Below are 15,873 nucleotides of genomic sequence, written 5' to 3'. Positions count from 1 at the left end.
CTCCTCGGGTCAGTTGTCGTCGTAGGTGACTTCGACGTGCTCGGTGATCGGCACGGACTGGCAGCCCAGCACCCAGCCCTCCGCGAGGTCCTCCTCCTCGAGCACCTCGTTGCGCAGCATCTTCACCTCGCCCGAGACCAGGCGGACGGCGCAGGCGCTGCACGCGCCTTCCTTGCACGAGAACGGCGCTTCCACGCCGTTCGCTAGGAGCAGGTCGACCAGGGTGGTCCCGCTGGGCCAGGGCAGCTCGTGCTGCTCGCCGTCGAGGGAGACCGACACCGCGGCCGCCGCTTCGGCGTCGGGGGCGATCTCGGGTTCCCCACCGGCGAACGGGTCCGAGCTCAGCGACCGGAACTGCTCGAGCACCACCCGGTCGCGGCTCATGCCGACCTGCGCCAGCGCGTCGGTCACCGCGTCCATGAACGGCCCCGGACCGCAGATGTAGGCCGCGTCCCGGTCGGCGAAAGGCCTTGCCAACGCGGCGATCCCATCGACGGTCGGCAATCCCTGGACGCTCTGCAGCAGGTGGACCGGCACGAACCGGCCCGGGTGCTGGGCGGCCAGCTCGGCGAGCTCGTCGGCGAAGATGACCGACCGCTCGTCCCGGTTGGCGTAAATCAGCACCGCGGTCCCGGTCTGCTCGTGCAGCAGCGCGCGGACGATCGACATGATCGGCGTGATCCCGCTGCCGCCCGCGAAGAGCAGCAGGTCGCCCGCCAGCGACTTCGGGGTGAACGTGCCGGCGGGCGGGAGCACCTCGAGCTCGGTGCCGGGGCGGACGTGGTCGCAGATCCAGTTCGACCCGACCCCGCCCGCCACCCGCTTGACCGTCACCTTCAAGCCCTCGTCCAGACCCGGAGCGCTCGACAGCGAGTAGCAGCGCGCCACGTGCTCGTCGCCCAGCGGGACGCGCAGGGTCAGGAACTGGCCCGGGCGGTAGGCGAAGCGGTCGGCCGCCTCGGCCGGCACGTCGAACACCAGCGACCGCGAGTCGGCGGTCTCCTCGATCACCTCCCGGACTCGCAACCGGTGCGAGGCGGACTCGGTCATCGCACGTTCCTCCCCCGGGTCACGGCGTGTCCACCTGGAGCTCTCCGCTCCGCACCGCCGTTTCGATGCTGTCGCGCAGCTGCAGGCACGTCAGGACCGTCGCGCGGTCCGCGTTCGGGCGCTGCGCGAGCTCCGCGCAGTGGTCGGTGTCTGTCGTCCACTGCACTTGCGTGTGGGCCAGGCTGTTCTTCTTGACCAGCACGCACGTGCCGCAGCTGCGGCAGGACAAGGGTTGCACCTGCTGTCTCCGATCAGGCGGTGGGAGCGCTGTCGTCCACGATCACGCGGCCGTTGGCCAGGTTGTCCTCGACCTCGGCCTGCCAGAACTCGATCGCGCGCTCGGTGTCGATCTCGAACTCGAACCGCCGGTTCATCTCCGGGGTCACGTCCTCGACGTCGACGTAGAACTGCTCGTACCAGCGCCGCAGCTGGTAGACCGGGCCGTCCTCCTCGCAGAGCAGCGGGTTGTCGATCCGGGCCTTGTTCTGCCAGATCTCGACGTCCTGCAGGAAGCCCTTCTCCACGCCGGCGGCGAAGCCCAGCGCCATCTGCTCGGCGTCCTCATCGGACATTCCCTCGGGCTTCTTCACCATCGCGCCCCACTGCAGCACGAAGCTCGTGGGCGACACCGGGTAGTGGCAGTTGATCAGCACCGTCTCGATCGTCGTCTCGCCGGTGTCGCTCCACAGGTAGTCGATCATGTAGGACGGCCCGTAGTAGGAGGCGCTCGAGCGCAGCGTGCTGTCGTCGCTGTAGTTCGTGCCGATCTTCACGTCCGGCCGGGCCTTGCTGTGCATCGTCTGGCTGGCGATGTGGCCCTCGAAGACGTTCTTGAAGTAGGTCGGGAACGAGTAGTGGATGTAGAAGAAGTGGGCCATGTCCACCACGTTGTCCACGATCTCGCGGCAGTTCGAACCGTCGATCCGCAGCGAGTTCCACGTCCACGAGGTCCACTCGTCCGAACCCACGCCCGGGATCTCCGGGATCGTCACCTCCGGCGGCGGCTGCTTGCCCTGCGGGTCGTTCCACACGAACAGCTGCCCGTTGCGCTCCAGCACGGTCCAGGCCTTCGTGCGCGCCCGCGGCGGCACCCGCCGCGCGTAGGGGATGCTCGCGCAGCGCCCGCTGCCCGACCAGCGCCAGTCGTGAAACGGGCAGGCGACCTCGTCGCCCTTGACCTCGCCCCGGCTCAGGTCGCCGCCCATGTGCGGGCAGTAGGCGTTGAGCACGTTGAGCTCGCCGCTGCTGTTGGCGAACACCACCAGCTTGGTGCCGAAAGCCTCGATCGCGTGGGGTTTTCCGTCCCGGTAGGCGTCGGCGAGGCCGAGGCAGTGCCAGCCGCGCGCGTAGCGGGTCGGCGGAGCCTCCGCCTCGATCACCCGCACCTCGTTCTCATCAGCCGTCCGCGGTGATGCCATGAGGAACTCCTCCGACTCCGTCTTGTCGATTCGCCTCAATGGTGGGAAGTCCGGGCCACCCGGAACAGGCGCTCTCCCGCTCAACGAGACCGACCCCGCGTCCAACTCCCGCAATTCCGGGGGAAACGTCCCCCAGAACCCGCGCAGAATCCCCGCACGGCACCGGCGCGTCGGACGCCGACATGCCGACGGGTCGAAATTCCATTGAAATCGAAGGTCCGATTTCAATGGAATTTTGATCCCGTGAACCGCGGGGGTGCGTCAGTCGAGGGAGCCGAGGCGGTCGCTGGCCGTGACTCCTCCGTCGACGAAAAGCGTGCTGCCGGTGACGAAACTGGCCTCGGTGCTGAGCAGGAAGCGGACGACGGAGGCGACCTCTTCCGGCTGCCCGACGCGGCCGAGCATCGCGTCACCGCTCATCCGGGCTCCGCGCCGGGCATCGGCGAGGCTGCGGCTGAGCATCGGCGTCTCGATGTAGCCCGGGCAGACCGCGTTCACCCGGACCCCCGAGCGACCGAGCTGCGCAGCGAGCGAGCGCGTCAACCCGAGGACGCCTGCCTTGGACGCGCTGTAGGACGGGATGTTCGCCTGCCCGAGCGTGGCGTTGATGGACGAGATCGCCACCACGGCCGAATCGGGCAACGCGGTCAGGTCTTCGGCGAGCGCGGCGGTCCCGTAGGCGAAGGCCGTGAGGTTGACGTCGAAGACGCGCTGCCACGCCTCCAGCGGGACCTCCGTCATCGGCGTCGAGTCGACGATCCCGGCGCAGTGCACGAAACCGCCTATCCTGCCGACGATCCGCCGGGCCTCGGCGAGCGCGTCGTCGTACCGGGACACGTCGGAGACGTCGATCCCGGTCGCCACGACCGGCGCCCCGTCGTCCTGCTCGATCTGCTTCGCGACGGCGGCCACACCGCTCTCGTCGCGGTCCCACAGGACCGTCGGTCGCCCGGTGGCGGCCAGCGCGCGGGCGCAGGCAGCACCGATCCCGGAGGCGGCGCCGGTGATCAGCACGGGTGTGTTGGGAGAAGACATGGTGCTCCTAGTGGTCAGCGGGTGAGCATGTCCAGCGCGGCGAGGTGGCTGAACACCATGCAGGACCCGATCGGGTTGCCCCCGCCCGGATAGGTGGTGCCGCTGACCGCGGCCATCGAGTTCCCCGCGGCGTACAGACCGGGGATCACCTCGCCCGAGGTGTTGAGCACCCGGGCGCTGGCATCGGTGCGCAGACCGCCCTTGGTGCCGAGGTCGGAGACGCCGAAGGCGGCGGCGTGGAACGGGCCCTTCTCGATCGGCACCAGCGGCGATCCCCCGTCCGCGAACGACCGGTCGTACGGTTCGTCGCCCCGGTGGAAGTCCTCGTCGGTCCCGGCGGCCGCGAAGCCGTTGAACCGTGCCACGGTCCGCTCCAGGTTCTCCGCCGGAACCCCGATCTTCTCCGCCAGCTCGGCCAGCGTGCCCGCGCTGAACCACAGTCCGGCGTCGACGTAGTCGCTGGTCTCCCCCATCGGGACGCTCGTCGAGTGCGCCGGCGGCCGCTCGCCCTCGCGGTCGTCGTAGATCATCCAGAACGGCAGCGCCATCCGGTCCTCGCCGACGCGGTCGAGGACGACGCGGCCGATCCGGTCGTACGGCCAGGACTCGTTGACGAAGCGCTCGCCCGCGCCGTCGACGAAGATGCCGCCGGTGAACCACAGCGAGAACGTCGACGTCCCGTCCGGGTGGGTGATGCCCGGCGACCACCAGGCCTCCGACATCAGGTCGGTGTCGGCGCCGACGTCGATCCCGGCCTGGATGGCCTTGCCCAGGTTCTTCGCCGGCCCCATGGTGTCGCGCGCCGCGCCCGGAACCCCGTGCTCGGTCCGCATCTCCTGGTTGCGCTCGAACCCGCCGGAGGCGATGAGCACGCCGCGACGCGCGCGGATCCGCCGCCGCTCGCCGCCTTCCTCGACCACCGCGCCGATCACAGCGCCGTCCGAGGTCACCAGCTCGTCGCACACCGATTCGCGCCGCAGCCGAACGGAGTCCTGTTTGGACAGTGCGAGCAGCAGCCTGCCGATCAGCGCCTGACCGCCGATGAGCAGGTCCGGCAGCGGTTTGCCCGCCCGGTCGACGTCCACCGGTGGCCGCAGCTGGTCCCGCAGCGAGCCGATCCGCTCGGGCGGCATCGGCATCGGCATGATGTGCCTACCGGTCGCGCTGGCCCCCGGTGCGGACCCGTAGTAGTCCGGCCAGGGGTAGACGATGAACTCGAAGTCGTCGTCGCCCTCCAGGTAGTCCACCAGCCGCGCGCCGGTGTCCAGGAACGCGTCCTGCAGCTCGCGGGGCGTGCGGTCGCCCACCACCGCGCGGTAGTAGGTCCTCGCCTCCTCCGGGGTGTCCTGGTCGCCGGCCCGCTTGAGCACCGCGTTCCCCGGGAACCACAGCCCGCCGCCGGAGTACGCCGTGGTGCCGCCGAACTTGTCGGTCGCCTCGACCACCAGCACCGAAAGCCCCTCGCGGGCCGCGGTGTACGCCCCGGTCAGCGCACCGCCGCCGGAACCGACCACCAGCACGTCGCACTCATCGTCCCAGATCGCCATGGGGGCACGATGCTCGTCGCCCGCCCCGCGGTGGCGGGCCAGTCCCACTGACCGGGAGAGCTCGCCGATCGACCACCGGCGCGGCGGCTAACCTCGCGAACCGGTCAGGTGCCACGGGTTTACGCCGACGGCAGGAGCGCTCCCATGCCCGATGAACTGGTCCCGCTACCGCCCTTCGACGACACCGCCGACGTGGTGGTCGTCGGCACGGGTGCCGCCGGATCCGCCGCCGCGATCTCGGCGCACGACGCCGGTGCCCGGGTGGTCGTGCTGGAGAAGACCTCCGCCGACCAGTCCGGCGGCAACACGCGCGTGTCCGGGGGCGCCTGGTTCGACAACCGCGATCCGGAGCAGGCCGCGGTGTACCTGCGCAACCTCTGCGGCGATCGCCCCGTGCCGGAGGCGATCGTGCGCACCTGGGCCGAGCAGACCCAGCACGTCTCGGCCTGGATCGAGGGCCTGGGCGCCGCCGTCGCGCCGAACGGGAAGTTCCCGCCCGAATACCCGGAGCTCGACGGGAGCGACTGCTACGGCGGCTACCTCTGCGTCGACGGCGTGCTCGGCGAAGGCCGGCTCCACGAGACGCTCACCGACGCGGTGCGGCGGCGCGGCATCGAAGTCCGGTACCGCGCACCGGCGGTCGAGCTGATCCAGGACCCGAACACCGGAGCGGTCGTCGGCGTGGTCGCGGGCGGCGAGCAGCCGCGCCGGATCTCGGCCCGCCGCGGTGTCGTCCTGGCCACCGGCGGTTTCGAGGCGGACCCGGAGATGGTGCGGACCTACCTGGGGCTCGCCGACCCGCCGGTGTGGGGCAGCCTGGCCGGCACCGGCGATGGCCACCGGATGGCGATGAAGGCCGGCGCGGACCTGTGGCACATGGACAACATGATGGCCGTCAACGGGCTCGCCCCGCCCGGCTCGCGGCAGGGCTTCTTCGCCATGCCCCTGCACTCCAACGGCTACCTGTGGGTGGCGCCCGACGGGAAGCGCTTCGTCAACGAGACACCGCCGACCGGCCACGGGCAAGCCCTGGTGCACGGCCGCTACGAGCTGTTCCCCCGCGCTCCGATGCACGTGGTCTTCGACGAGCGGACCCGCCTCGCGGGCCCGATCAGCCCTGGGGCGGAGCTGTTCCCGGTGGGGTGGAAGCTGGTGGTGGAGGGCTACCGCTGGAGCGAGGACAACTCGGCCGAGGTCGCCGCCGGCTGGCTCCACCGGGCGGACACCCTCGCCGAGCTGGCCGTCGCGCTCGACGTGCCCGCCGACAAGCTCACCGCGACCGTCGAGCAGTACAACGCGGCGTGCGCAGCCGGCCGCGACGACGCGTTCGGCCGGCCAGCGGCGACGCTCGCTCCGGTCGACCAGCCGCCGTACTACGCCTACTCGTCGAAACCGTTGCTGGCGTGGACGAACGGCGGTCCGCGCCGCGACGAGCACTCGCGCGTGCTCGATCCCTACGGCGCCGTGATCCCGGGCCTGTACGCCGCTGGTGCGGTGAGCTCCACCTACAGCTGGTGCAAGGACGGCGGGTTCCACATCGCCGACGCCATCGTGTTCGGCCGCATCGCGGGCGAGCACGCCGCCGGGCGCGCCGGCTAGGCGCCGAACAGGAACTCCAGGGTCCGCGCCCGCGAAGCGCGCACGTGGTCGCTGGCCGCGGCGGCGGCCCGGTCCGGGTCGCCCGAGGCGATGGCTTCGCACAGGGCCACGTGCTCGGCCTGGATGAGGTTGAAGTCCTCGATCTTGCGGCGCAGCCAGCCGACCCGCCCGACCAGCGGCTCCAGGATCTCCGCGAGCAGTGTGTTTCCGGACAGCGCGGTGATCTCGTCGTGCAACCGGGAGTTCGCGGCGTGGGCGGACTCGACGTCACCCGCGTCGACCGCCTCGCGCATCTCGCGCATCGTCTCGGCGAAGTGGTTCTCGGCACCGCCCGCGACGCGTTCGGCCGCCTGCCGAGCGGCGAGGACCTCCAGCGCCTCCCGGATGTCGTAGAGCTCGCACACCTGGCTCCGGTCGAGCGTGCGCACCACGAGCCCGCGCGTCGGCAGGTGCTCGACGAGCCCCTCGTTCTGCAGGATGCGCAGGGCTTCGCGGACGGGCAGGCGGGAGACCTCGTACAGCTCGGCGAGGTCGCGCTCGACCAGCCGGGTGCCGGGCGGGAGCGTGCCGTCGTAGATCCCGCTGCGGATGCGCTCGCCCACGATGTCGCGCAGCGGCTTCTGGTGCCGGTACAGCTTGTTGGACGGCGTCGTCACGGGTCACCACTCATCTTCGTCAGGCCTGCACCGGAGCCCCCAGCTTATCGGTGCGCGCCGCACGCCCTCCCCGGAGCGGGCCGAAACCCCTGGGCAGCGGCCCGCGCTCCAGTGCCACTGGCCCGCCGAGATGAGCAGCGACGACCTCCGCACCGGCCGAGGCCAGTGCGGAGGTCCTCTTCCGGCTGCGTCAGCCCCGGCTCGCGGCGTGCTTCGCCACCACGGTGCCGTAGACGAGGCCCTGGCCGATGGTCGCTCCGGCGCCCGGGTAGGTGGCTCCGAAGGCGTTCGCCGCGGTGTTGCCCGTCGCGTAGAGCCCGTCGATCGGGGACTTGTCGGCACGCAGCACGCGCCCGTTCCCGTCTGCGCGCAGACCGCCGCAAGTGCCGAGGTCGCCCAGGACGATCCGCACCGCGTACAGCGGGCCGTCGAGGGGGCGCAGGTTCGGGTTCGGCGCGACGGTCGGGTCGCCGTAGTAGCGGTCGTAGGCGCTGGCGCCGCGGTGGAAGTCGTCGTCCACGCCCGCCGCCGCGAGCTCGTTGAACCGGCGCAGGGACTCGACGAGCCCGTCTTCCGGCAGGCCCGCTCGGCGGGCCAGGTCCGCCGGGTCGTCCGACTTGTGCGCGATGCCGGCCTCGTACCAGCTCTCCGGCAGCGCCATCCGCGGGAACACCCCGCCCGCGTAGACGTAGCTGTTGCGGTAGCGCTGGTCGAACACCATCCACATCGATCCGACGGCGTCACCGGACCGCTCGCGTTCCAGCACCCGCTGGCCGAAGCTCATGTAGTCGGTGGACTCGTTGACGAACCGGCGCCCGTGCCGGTCGACGATGAGCGACCCCGGCAGCGACCGCTCGGCGAGCAGGACCGACGGCGCCCCGCCCGGCAGCGGCGCGACGGCGGGGAACCACCACGCCTGGTCCATCAGGCCGATGTCGGCCCCGGCCTGCTGGCCGATCCGGATGGCGTCGCCGGTGTTGCCCTTGTTCCCCAGGCTCCAGCCGGGTTCGAGCGCCTCGGACTGGAACTCCTTGCGCCACGCGATGTCGTGGTCGAAACCGCCTGCCGCGAGCACGACGCCGCGCCGGGCCTGCACCGTCACCTCGCGTCCGCCCTGCTCCAGCACCACGCCGGTCACCCGGCCGTCCTCCGTGGTCAGCCGCTGCAACGAGGTCTGCGTCCACACCGGGATCCCGGCCCGCAGCACTCCCCCGTACAGGCCCGCGGCGAGTGCCTGGCCTCCGGCGACGTACTCGCGGCCGAGCAGCTTCCCGCCGATGCCCTGGGCCATCCGCAGCGCCACCCGCGGAACACCGCGGCTCGGCACCCGGGCCATCAGGTTCATCCACTTGTAGTCGTAGCCGGTGATCGGCATCGGCACCGGCGACTTCAGCGCCGACGGGCGCAACCGGGCCCGTTCCGCACCCAGCGTCGCGACGTCGAAGGGCCTGCACTCGCAGCTGCGGCCGGAAGCGACACCGCCGGGCAGTTCCGGGTGGTAGTCGGAGTAGCCCTTGCTCCACATGAAGCGCATCGAGGTGGTCCGCTGCAGCATCCGGATGGTCTCGTCGCCGTGGCGCAGGAAGCTCTCCCACCGCTCGTCCGGCGAGGTGCCGTGGACGACGGAGCGCAAGTAGGCCTCGGCGCGCTCGGGCGAGTCGACCGCGCCCTCCTCCGCCAGCAGCGAGCTCGCCGGGATCCAGAACGCGCCACCGGACAACGCCGTCGAGCCGCCGACGTAGTCGGTCTTCTCGACGATCAGGGCGTCGAGCCCCAGCTCGTTCGCGGCGAGCGCGGCGGCCATCCCGGTGCCGGACCCGATCACGACGAGGTCGACGGTCGTGTCGCGCGCGGGAGTGGGAGCGGGCGGTGTGCTCGTGGGCATCGACGTCTCCTCGTCGTGGTGCTGGTGCTGCGCGGCATCGCACCACCGCTGCGACCTGCGGTGAAGTGCGCCTCCCGCTCAACGGGACTGGGCCGATCGGGGCGCCGGGGCTACTCGGCCGCGGCGAACCGGCTCCGGTGCGGCGCTGGTGCGCGGTGGTTCGCGAGCTGGTCGGCGCGCGCCGCCATGGCCGCGTGCACGACCTCGGGGTGGGTGACGATGTAGAACTCCCCGCGCGCCGCCTGCGCCACGATGGTCTCCGCCGCTTCATCGGCGCTGATGGCCTGCTCGCGGATGGCCAGCATCGTCTTGCGGTGCTCCTCGGCGGCCGCGATGTCGCCGGACTCGACCCCGCCCGCGGCGCTGAAGATGTCGGACTCCACCAACCCCGGCAGCACCGCCGAGACGACGACGTCGGCGCCGATCTCGGCGACCTCCTGGTGCAGGCACTCGGTCATGGCCAGCACCGCGTGCTTGCTCATGATGTAGGGCGCCTGCAGGGGCACCGAGGTGACCGCGCCGACCGAGGCGAGCGCGAGCACGTGACTGCGCTGACCAGCGGCGATCATGCCGGGCAGGAAGGCCCTGATGCCGTGGAAGACCCCGCTGATGTTGACGTCCACGACGCGTTGCCAGTTCACCGGCGAGACGTCCCACAGGTAGCCGAACTGCTCGACGCCGGCGTTGTTGATCAGCAGCCGGACCGGGCCGAACTCGTCGGTCACCAGGCAGGCCAGCCGGTCCACCGCGTCGGGGTCCCGGACGTCGACGACGCGCGGCACCACGCGTTCGCCCAGCTCGTCGGCGATGCGGTGCGCGGCCTCCGCGTCGACGTCGGCGGCGATCACTGTCATGCCGAGATCTCCGGCGAGGTGCCGGGTCAACCCGGCGCCGATCCCCGCCCCGGCCCCGGTCACCACGGCGAGACCACCGCCGAAAACCTCCTGCGCAGTGGGCATGGAATTCCCTCCAACGGAACCGTTCCAGCAACCGCGGAGACCGCGGGAACCCGATTCATCCACAGTGGACCCGAATCACCCGTCCGCAGGACCCACCAGTCCGCAGTTTCAATTGAAACTGCACATCCCACCCACGGCGGATCACAGTTTCAATGGAAACTGCGGATCCGGGTGACGGCAGCGGCCACCTCGCCTCGGCGGCGACCGTAGGGTGCTGGATGCGGCGGTTCAACTGGTAGTCCCGTTGAGCGGGACCGCACCGCGAATCCGGCCGAGCAATGATCTTTCGCGTCACCTACGTCCGGATTCCTGCTTCCGCACAACGGATTTCGCCGCTCAAGTGCTTTTCGCCCGCGCTCGACGCTGCTAGCGTGCCAGTAGAATCAATTTCAATTCGCCGATCGAGCCGATCGAGAGGTGTGGCATGACCTCAACGTTGAGGACGAGTGCCGAGTCGGCAGTCGAGCAGCCCGTCCCGCCGTCCATGGTGGAGCGGCTGACGCTGATCCTGGACCTGTTCGAACGCCCGCACACCCACCAGACGTTGGAGGACGTGACCCGGCGGACCCGCCTGCCCCGCTCCACGGCGCACCGGATCCTGGACCAGCTCGTCCGCTTGCGGTGGCTCGACCACACGACGGCCGGATACCGGCTGGGCAAGCGCGCGCTCGGGCTCGGCGGCCGCGAGATCGGGCAGAACGCCCTGCGCAGCGCGGCGGCGCCGGTGCTCCACGACCTGGCGATCCGCACCAAGCTGGTCGTGCACCTGGCGGTCCTCGTCGACACCGAGGTGTACTACCTGGACAAAGTGGGCGGCCGTTCCGCCGTCGAGGTGCCCTCGCGCGTCGGAGGCCGCGCCCCGGCGCACTGCACGGCGCTCGGCAAAGCGATGCTCGCCTGGTTGCCCCCGGAGCGGATCGAGGCCGAGTACGGCAACGCGGCGCGCCGCACGGCGCGCAGCATCGCCGATCCCGGCGTCCTGCACCAGGAGCTGGACCGGATCCGGCGCCGCCGCGGGTTGGCCTTCGAACGCGGCGAGTGCTTCCCGAAGGTCGGCTGCGTCGGCATCGCGCTGCGCGGACGGGACGGCCCGGTGGCCGCGATCTCGCTGGTGGGCGACGCGCAGTCGCCCCTGGAGCGGGTCGCTCCCCTGCTCATCCAAGCCGCCAACGCCGTCTCGACCGAGCTCGCCACCGTCGCGGACGTGCCGAAGCAGCCGCGGCCGAACCTCGCGGTCGCCCAGCAGTCGTGGTCGAACGAGCCGGTGGCGCAGCTGCTCGCGGTGGGCGGTGACTGGTTGTGACCGGGTCCCGCTGGGCGGGATGGACCGGTCCCCGCGAGCCCACCTGCTCCTACGGTCCGGAATCGCCAACAGCGTCCTGATCGGAGGGTCCAGCACACCATGATCGAAACGACCTACGAGAGCACCTTGCGGGAGCTGCGCACCGACGAGGGCGTGCTGCGCTACCACGAGGCCGGCCAGGGCCCGCCGCTGCTGATGCTGCACGGTTCGGGCCCCGGGGTGACCGGCTGGCGCAACTACCGCGGCAACCTCGCGTTCTTCGCCGAGCACTTCCGCTGCCTCGTGCTGGAGTTCCCCGGATTCGGGGTCAGCGACCCGACCGACGAGCACCCGATGGTCGCCGCGCCGAGCGCGGTGCTGCGGTTCCTGCGCGGGCTGGGCCTCGACCAGGTCGACGTCATCGGCAACTCGATGGGCGGCATCGTGGCGGCCAACCTCGCGATCGCCCGACCCGACCTGTTCCGGCGCATCGTGACCATCGGCGGAGTGGGCCGCAACATCTTCAGCCCCTCGCCCGGCGAGGGCATCAAGCTGCTCATGGACTTCACCGAGGACCCGACCAGGGAGAAGCTGATCCGCTGGCTGCACTCGATGGTCTTCAACCCGGCGGTGGTGACCGAGGAGATGATCGAGGAGCGCTGGCAGCAGGCCACCGATCCGAAGACCCTCGAATCCGCGCGCCGCATGTACAGCCGCGAAGCGATGGCGGCCGCCGCTGCCGCCTCGGACCAGGCGCCGTATTGGTCGATGCTGCACAAGATCACGGCACCGACGCTGATCACCTGGGGCCGCGACGACCGGGTCAGCCCGGTCGACATGGCGCTGCTGCCGATGCGGACCATCCCCCGCGCCGAAGTGCACGTGCTCCCCGACTGCGGGCACTGGGCGATGATCGAGCAGAAGGAGGCCTGGGAGAGCACCGTCCTGGCCTTCCTCACCCGACCAGACGGCGGAACCGCTGGCTGACACGCCTCTATCCTGGGGATGGAGCAGGTGCACGGGAACAGGGGGAACAGTGGCGAGAATCGCCGAGGCTCGGCCGCCCGCATCGCCGATGTCCGAAGGGCAGGTCGCGCGCCGGGACCGCATCCTCGACGCCGCCGCGGAACTCGGCGCCAGGGCGGACCTCGAGCGCGTGCAGATGAACGAGGTGGCCAAGGACGCCGGGGTCGCGATCGGGACGCTCTACCGCTACTTCCCGTCCAAGACGCACCTGTTCACCGCGGTCTTCGAAGCGCAGCTCGACACGATCCTCGAGCGGCTGTGGCCGGACGACAGCGAGGACCTCGTCAGCGACATAGGCGAGGTCCTCGTGTCGTTGAGCCGGGAACTGCTCCGCCGGCCCCGGCTGTGCTCGGCGATGGTGCAGAGCACCGCGACCAACTACACCTCGGATCCGTTCGGCTCCCCGGACGGCGATTCGGCGCTCTCCCGCGCAGTCCTGCACACCCTCAAGCAGTCCGCGCCCGGCGAGGAGGTCGAGAGCACCGTCCGCCTCCTGGTGTTCAGCTGGTGGGGCGTCCTCATCTCGAGGCTCAGCGGCAAGACGTCCGTCGAGCAGGCCGAGTCCGACATGCGGCTGGCGGCCCGGCTGCTGGTCGGACCGCTGCTGCCCCAGCGCCCGTCCCGCTGACGGGCGCCGGGGCACCGGCGGTCACGCGCTGCGGGCCGTCAGGTCCAGCGCGATGTCGACGATCATGTCCTCCTGACCGCCGACCAGCCCTCGCCGCCCGACTTCGAGCAGCAGGCTGCGCGCGTCCACCCCGTACTGCTCGGCGGCGCTCTCCGCGTGGCGGAGGAACGACGAGTACGCACCGGCGTAGCCGAGGGTGAGGGTCTCCCGGTCGACCTGCACGGGACGGTCGCGCAGCGGCCGGACCAGGTCGTCGGCGGCGTCCTGCAGCGCGAACAGGTCGCACCCGTGCTGCCAGCCCTCCAGCTCGGCGACCGCGATGAACGGCTCGATCGGGCAGTTCCCGGCCCCAGCGCCCTGCCCGGCCAGCGAAGCGTCGACGCGGATGGCGCCCTCTTCGATCGCGGCGATGCTGTTGGCCACCGACAGCGAGAGGTTCTCGTGCGCGTGGATGCCGATCTGGGTGGCCGGGTCGAGGACCTCCCGGTAAGCGCGGATCCGGTCCCGGACCCCGCCCGTGGTGAGCCGACCGCCCGAGTCCGTGACGTACACGCAGTGCGCGCCGTAGGACTCCATCAGCTTGGCCTGCGCGGCGAGCTCGGCCGCCGGGCTCATGTGGCTCATCATGAGGAAGCCCGACACGTCCATGCCCAGCTCGCGGGCCTTCGCGATGTGCTGCGCGGAGACGTCGGCCTCGGTGCAGTGGGTGGCGATCCGCACCGACCGGACGCCGAGGTCCCAGGCCCGGTCGAGCTCGGCGACGGTGCCGATCCCGGGCAGCAGCAGCGTGGTGAGCACGGCGTTGCTGATGTTGTCGGCCGCGGCTTCCAGCCATTCCCAGTCGGTGTGGCTGCCCGGCCCGTAGTTGACCGACCCGCCGGCGAGGCCGTCGCCGTGGGCGACCTCGATGGCGTCGACCCCGGCGGCGTCCAGGGCGGCCACGATGCGGCCGACGTCCGCCGGGTCGATGCGGTGCCGGATCGCGTGCATGCCGTCCCGGAGCGTGACGTCCTGGATGTAGAGGTTCATCGAGCGGCCTCCGGTGCGCTGGCGAGGGTCTCGGCGACGCGCAGGGCGGCCGAGGTCATGATGTCGAGGTTCCCGGCGTAAGCGGGCAAGTAGTGCGCGGCGCCCTCCACCTCGAGGAACACCGCGACCCGGGTGGTGACCGGCCCGGCGCCGGCGGGCACCAGGGTGTGCACCGGTTCGCCTTCGCCGATCGGCGTGAACTGCACCCGCTGCTTGAGCCGGTAGCCGGGCACGTACTCGGCGACCTGCTTGACCATCTCCTCGATCGAGGAGCGGACGGCGTCCTGGTCGGCGTCGCCGATGAGGCAGAACACCGTGTCGCGCATGATCAGCGGTGGTTCGGCCGGGTTGAGCACGATGATCGCCTTGCCGCGGGCGGCGCCGCCGACCGACTCGATGGCGTGCGAGGTCGTCTCGGTGAACTCGTCGATGTTGGCCCGGGTGCCCGGACCTGCGGACTTCGACGCGATGGAGGCGACGATCTCGGCGTAGTGCACCGGGGTCACCGCCGACACCGCGGCCACCACGGGAATCGTGGCCTGCCCGCCGCAGGTGACCATGTTGAGGTTGTCCTCGCCGAGGTGCTCGTCGAGGTTGACCGGTGGCACGACGAACGGGCCGACTGCGGCCGGGGTGAGATCGATCAGCTTCTTGCCGAACGGGGCGAGCTTCGCGGCGTTGGCGATGTGCGCCTTGGCCGAGGTCGCGTCGAGCACGATGTCGATCTCGTCGAAGCCCGGCAGCGCGATCAGCCCGTCCACGCCGTCGGCGGTGGTCGGCACGCCGAGCCGCACGGCCCGGGCGAGCCCGTCGGAATCGGGGTCGATCCCGACCATCGCGCCCATGCCCAGGGTTTCGGACGTCCGCAGCACCTTGATCATCAGGTCGGTGCCGATGTTGCCCGAGCCGATGATGGCGACCTTCGTCTTCTTCATTCGCTTCCCTCGGAGAACGTGGTGGTGACCTCGCCGAGCGGGTCGATTTCGGCGCGGAAGCGCATTCCCGGTTTCGCCGGGACCAGCGGCCCCAGCGCCCCGGAGAGCACGATCTGCCCTGCTCGCAACGGGTCGCCGAAGGACCGCGCCGTCCGGGCCAGCCAGGCGAGCGCGGCGAGCGGATCGCCCAGGCACGCGGCCCCGCTGCCCTCCGAGACCAGCTCGTCGTCGGCGTAGAGCCGCATGGTGGTGTCCCGCGGCTCGAACTCGTCGAGCGGGAGCCGCCGGTCGGCCAGCACGAACAGCCCGCTGGAGGCGTTGTCGGCGATGGTGTCGGTGATCGCGATGTCCCACCCGGTGATCCGGCTGTCGACGATCTCCAGCGCCGGCACCGCGTGGTCCACCGCGGCGCGCACCTGCGCCGCGTCCAGCTCGCCGTCGGCCAGGTCTTCGGCCAGCACGAAGGCGATCTCGGCTTCGACCCTCGGCTGCAGCAGCCGACCGGACGGGATCTCGGCCCGGCCGGAGACGTCCATGTCGGCGAAGAGCACCCCGAAGTCGGGCTGGTCGACGCCCATCTGCCGCTGGACCGCGGGCGAGGTCAGGCCGATCTTGCGGCCCACCGGCACCGCTCCCCTGTCCTCCCGCTGCCGCACGAGCTCCTGCTGCACGGCGTAGGCGAGGGCGATGTCGGTGTCGCCGAGCACGTCCCGCACCGGTGCCGCGGGCGTTCCCGTCCGCTCGGCCCCGCTGAGGCGGGCGACCGCGTCCGCGATCGAAAGGTCTTTGGAATTCCCGGAACCGGCTGTCGATGCAAGCACGCC

Annotated in this window: 15 protein-coding genes; 4 read left to right on the top strand and 11 right to left on the bottom strand. The window is 71.1% G+C overall.

Annotation, left to right across the window (positions count from 1 at the left end):
* Positions 1-9: 9 nt before the first annotated feature.
* The 5 genes from OU415_RS03960 to OU415_RS03940 all read right to left on the bottom strand — a co-directional run bounded on the left by OU415_RS03960 (position 10) and on the right by OU415_RS03940 (position 5,050).
* Positions 10-1,050: a ferredoxin--NADP reductase gene (locus OU415_RS03960; protein ID WP_270947153.1), complete on the bottom strand. Its 1,041-nt coding sequence runs from the start codon at positions 1,048-1,050 to the stop codon at positions 10-12.
* Positions 1,051-1,069: 19 nt separating this feature from the next.
* Complete coding sequence (locus OU415_RS03955; RefSeq protein WP_270947152.1) at positions 1,070-1,288, bottom strand: hypothetical protein; 219 nt, start codon at positions 1,286-1,288, stop codon at positions 1,070-1,072.
* Positions 1,289-1,301: 13 nt separating this feature from the next.
* Complete coding sequence (locus OU415_RS03950; RefSeq protein WP_270947151.1) at positions 1,302-2,468, bottom strand: Rieske 2Fe-2S domain-containing protein; 1,167 nt, start codon at positions 2,466-2,468, stop codon at positions 1,302-1,304.
* Positions 2,469-2,729: 261 nt separating this feature from the next.
* Positions 2,730-3,503, bottom strand: coding sequence for an SDR family NAD(P)-dependent oxidoreductase (locus tag OU415_RS03945; RefSeq protein ID WP_270947150.1), 774 nt, complete (start codon positions 3,501-3,503; stop codon positions 2,730-2,732).
* Between the two features lie 14 nt (positions 3,504-3,517).
* On the bottom strand, positions 3,518-5,050 hold the full coding sequence (locus tag OU415_RS03940) for an FAD-binding protein (protein ID WP_270947149.1): 1,533 nt from the start codon (positions 5,048-5,050) through the stop codon (positions 3,518-3,520).
* Positions 5,051-5,194: 144 nt separating this feature from the next.
* Between OU415_RS03940 and OU415_RS03935 the strand changes: the two genes are divergently transcribed.
* Entirely contained in the window at positions 5,195-6,649 is a 1,455-nt protein-coding gene (locus OU415_RS03935; protein ID WP_270947148.1) for an FAD-dependent oxidoreductase, read from the top strand.
* On the opposite strand, the gene OU415_RS03930 is transcribed toward OU415_RS03935, so the two are convergent.
* The 3 genes from OU415_RS03930 to OU415_RS03920 all read right to left on the bottom strand — a co-directional run bounded on the left by OU415_RS03930 (position 6,646) and on the right by OU415_RS03920 (position 10,149).
* Positions 6,646-7,305 carry a GntR family transcriptional regulator gene (locus OU415_RS03930; protein WP_270947147.1) on the bottom strand — a complete coding sequence of 220 codons (660 nt, stop codon included), beginning with the start codon at positions 7,303-7,305 and terminating at the stop codon, positions 6,646-6,648. The two genes, OU415_RS03935 and OU415_RS03930, sit on opposite strands and share 4 nt — an antisense overlap.
* A 190-nt stretch (positions 7,306-7,495) precedes the next feature.
* Positions 7,496-9,190, bottom strand: coding sequence for a 3-ketosteroid-delta-1-dehydrogenase (locus tag OU415_RS03925; RefSeq protein ID WP_270947146.1), 1,695 nt, complete (start codon positions 9,188-9,190; stop codon positions 7,496-7,498).
* A gap of 110 nt (positions 9,191-9,300) precedes the next feature.
* A complete protein-coding gene (locus OU415_RS03920; RefSeq protein ID WP_270947145.1) occupies positions 9,301-10,149 on the bottom strand; it encodes an SDR family NAD(P)-dependent oxidoreductase in 849 nt (282 codons plus the stop codon).
* Positions 10,150-10,573: 424 nt separating this feature from the next.
* Here OU415_RS03920 and OU415_RS03915 point away from each other — a divergent pair, with 424 nt between their 5' ends.
* The 3 genes from OU415_RS03915 (at position 10,574) to OU415_RS03905 (ending at position 13,085) form a co-directional block, all read left to right on the top strand.
* Positions 10,574-11,452 (top strand): IclR family transcriptional regulator, encoded by an 879-nt coding sequence (locus OU415_RS03915; protein WP_270947144.1) that lies wholly within the window; start codon positions 10,574-10,576, stop codon positions 11,450-11,452.
* A gap of 99 nt (positions 11,453-11,551) precedes the next feature.
* Positions 11,552-12,418: an alpha/beta fold hydrolase gene (locus tag OU415_RS03910; protein ID WP_270947143.1), complete on the top strand. Its 867-nt coding sequence runs from the start codon at positions 11,552-11,554 to the stop codon at positions 12,416-12,418.
* A gap of 88 nt (positions 12,419-12,506) precedes the next feature.
* Positions 12,507-13,085, top strand: a complete 579-nt coding sequence (locus OU415_RS03905; protein ID WP_270947142.1) for a TetR family transcriptional regulator — start codon at positions 12,507-12,509, stop codon at positions 13,083-13,085.
* Between the two features lie 21 nt (positions 13,086-13,106).
* On the opposite strand, the gene dmpG is transcribed toward OU415_RS03905, so the two are convergent.
* Genes dmpG through OU415_RS03890 form a run of 3 tightly spaced genes read right to left on the bottom strand, consistent with a single transcriptional unit; the run spans position 13,107 to position 15,870 of the window.
* On the bottom strand, positions 13,107-14,114 hold the full coding sequence (gene dmpG, locus OU415_RS03900) for a 4-hydroxy-2-oxovalerate aldolase (protein ID WP_270947141.1): 1,008 nt from the start codon (positions 14,112-14,114) through the stop codon (positions 13,107-13,109).
* Positions 14,111-15,049, bottom strand: coding sequence for an acetaldehyde dehydrogenase (acetylating) (locus OU415_RS03895; RefSeq protein ID WP_270947140.1), 939 nt, complete (start codon positions 15,047-15,049; stop codon positions 14,111-14,113). The genes dmpG and OU415_RS03895 overlap by 4 nt, the downstream gene beginning before the upstream one ends.
* Positions 15,046-15,870: a 2-keto-4-pentenoate hydratase gene (locus OU415_RS03890; RefSeq protein WP_270947139.1), complete on the bottom strand. Its 825-nt coding sequence runs from the start codon at positions 15,868-15,870 to the stop codon at positions 15,046-15,048. Before OU415_RS03890 ends, OU415_RS03895 begins: the two co-directional genes overlap by 4 nt.
* Positions 15,871-15,873 lie beyond the last annotated feature (3 nt).

This window comes from Saccharopolyspora oryzae, from assembly GCF_027853915.1.
GTDB lineage: Bacteria > Actinomycetota > Actinomycetes > Mycobacteriales > Pseudonocardiaceae > Saccharopolyspora > Saccharopolyspora oryzae.
The sequence above is the reverse complement of the archived record's forward strand: the minus strand, read 5'-3'. Positions and strand labels throughout refer to the sequence as shown.

What these genes read in the sequence shown, in the direction of transcription:
- OU415_RS03960 (WP_270947153.1), bottom strand. Translation starts at nt 1,050, where the DNA reads ATGACCGAGTCCGCCTCGCACCGGTTGCGAGTCCGGGAGGTGATCGAG.
- OU415_RS03950 (WP_270947151.1), bottom strand. Translation starts at nt 2,468, where the DNA reads ATGGCATCACCGCGGACGGCTGATGAGAACGAGGTGCGGGTGATCGAG.
- OU415_RS03945 (WP_270947150.1), bottom strand. Translation starts at nt 3,503, where the DNA reads ATGTCTTCTCCCAACACACCCGTGCTGATCACCGGCGCCGCCTCCGGG.
- OU415_RS03940 (WP_270947149.1), bottom strand. Translation starts at nt 5,050, where the DNA reads ATGGCGATCTGGGACGATGAGTGCGACGTGCTGGTGGTCGGTTCCGGC.
- OU415_RS03935 (WP_270947148.1), top strand. Translation starts at nt 5,195, where the DNA reads ATGCCCGATGAACTGGTCCCGCTACCGCCCTTCGACGACACCGCCGAC.
- OU415_RS03925 (WP_270947146.1), bottom strand. Translation starts at nt 9,190, where the DNA reads ATGCCCACGAGCACACCGCCCGCTCCCACTCCCGCGCGCGACACGACC.
- OU415_RS03920 (WP_270947145.1), bottom strand. Translation starts at nt 10,149, where the DNA reads ATGCCCACTGCGCAGGAGGTTTTCGGCGGTGGTCTCGCCGTGGTGACC.
- OU415_RS03915 (WP_270947144.1), top strand. Translation starts at nt 10,574, where the DNA reads ATGACCTCAACGTTGAGGACGAGTGCCGAGTCGGCAGTCGAGCAGCCC.
- OU415_RS03910 (WP_270947143.1), top strand. Translation starts at nt 11,552, where the DNA reads ATGATCGAAACGACCTACGAGAGCACCTTGCGGGAGCTGCGCACCGAC.
- OU415_RS03905 (WP_270947142.1), top strand. Translation starts at nt 12,507, where the DNA reads ATGTCCGAAGGGCAGGTCGCGCGCCGGGACCGCATCCTCGACGCCGCC.
- dmpG (WP_270947141.1), bottom strand. Translation starts at nt 14,114, where the DNA reads ATGAACCTCTACATCCAGGACGTCACGCTCCGGGACGGCATGCACGCG.
- OU415_RS03895 (WP_270947140.1), bottom strand. Translation starts at nt 15,049, where the DNA reads ATGAAGAAGACGAAGGTCGCCATCATCGGCTCGGGCAACATCGGCACC.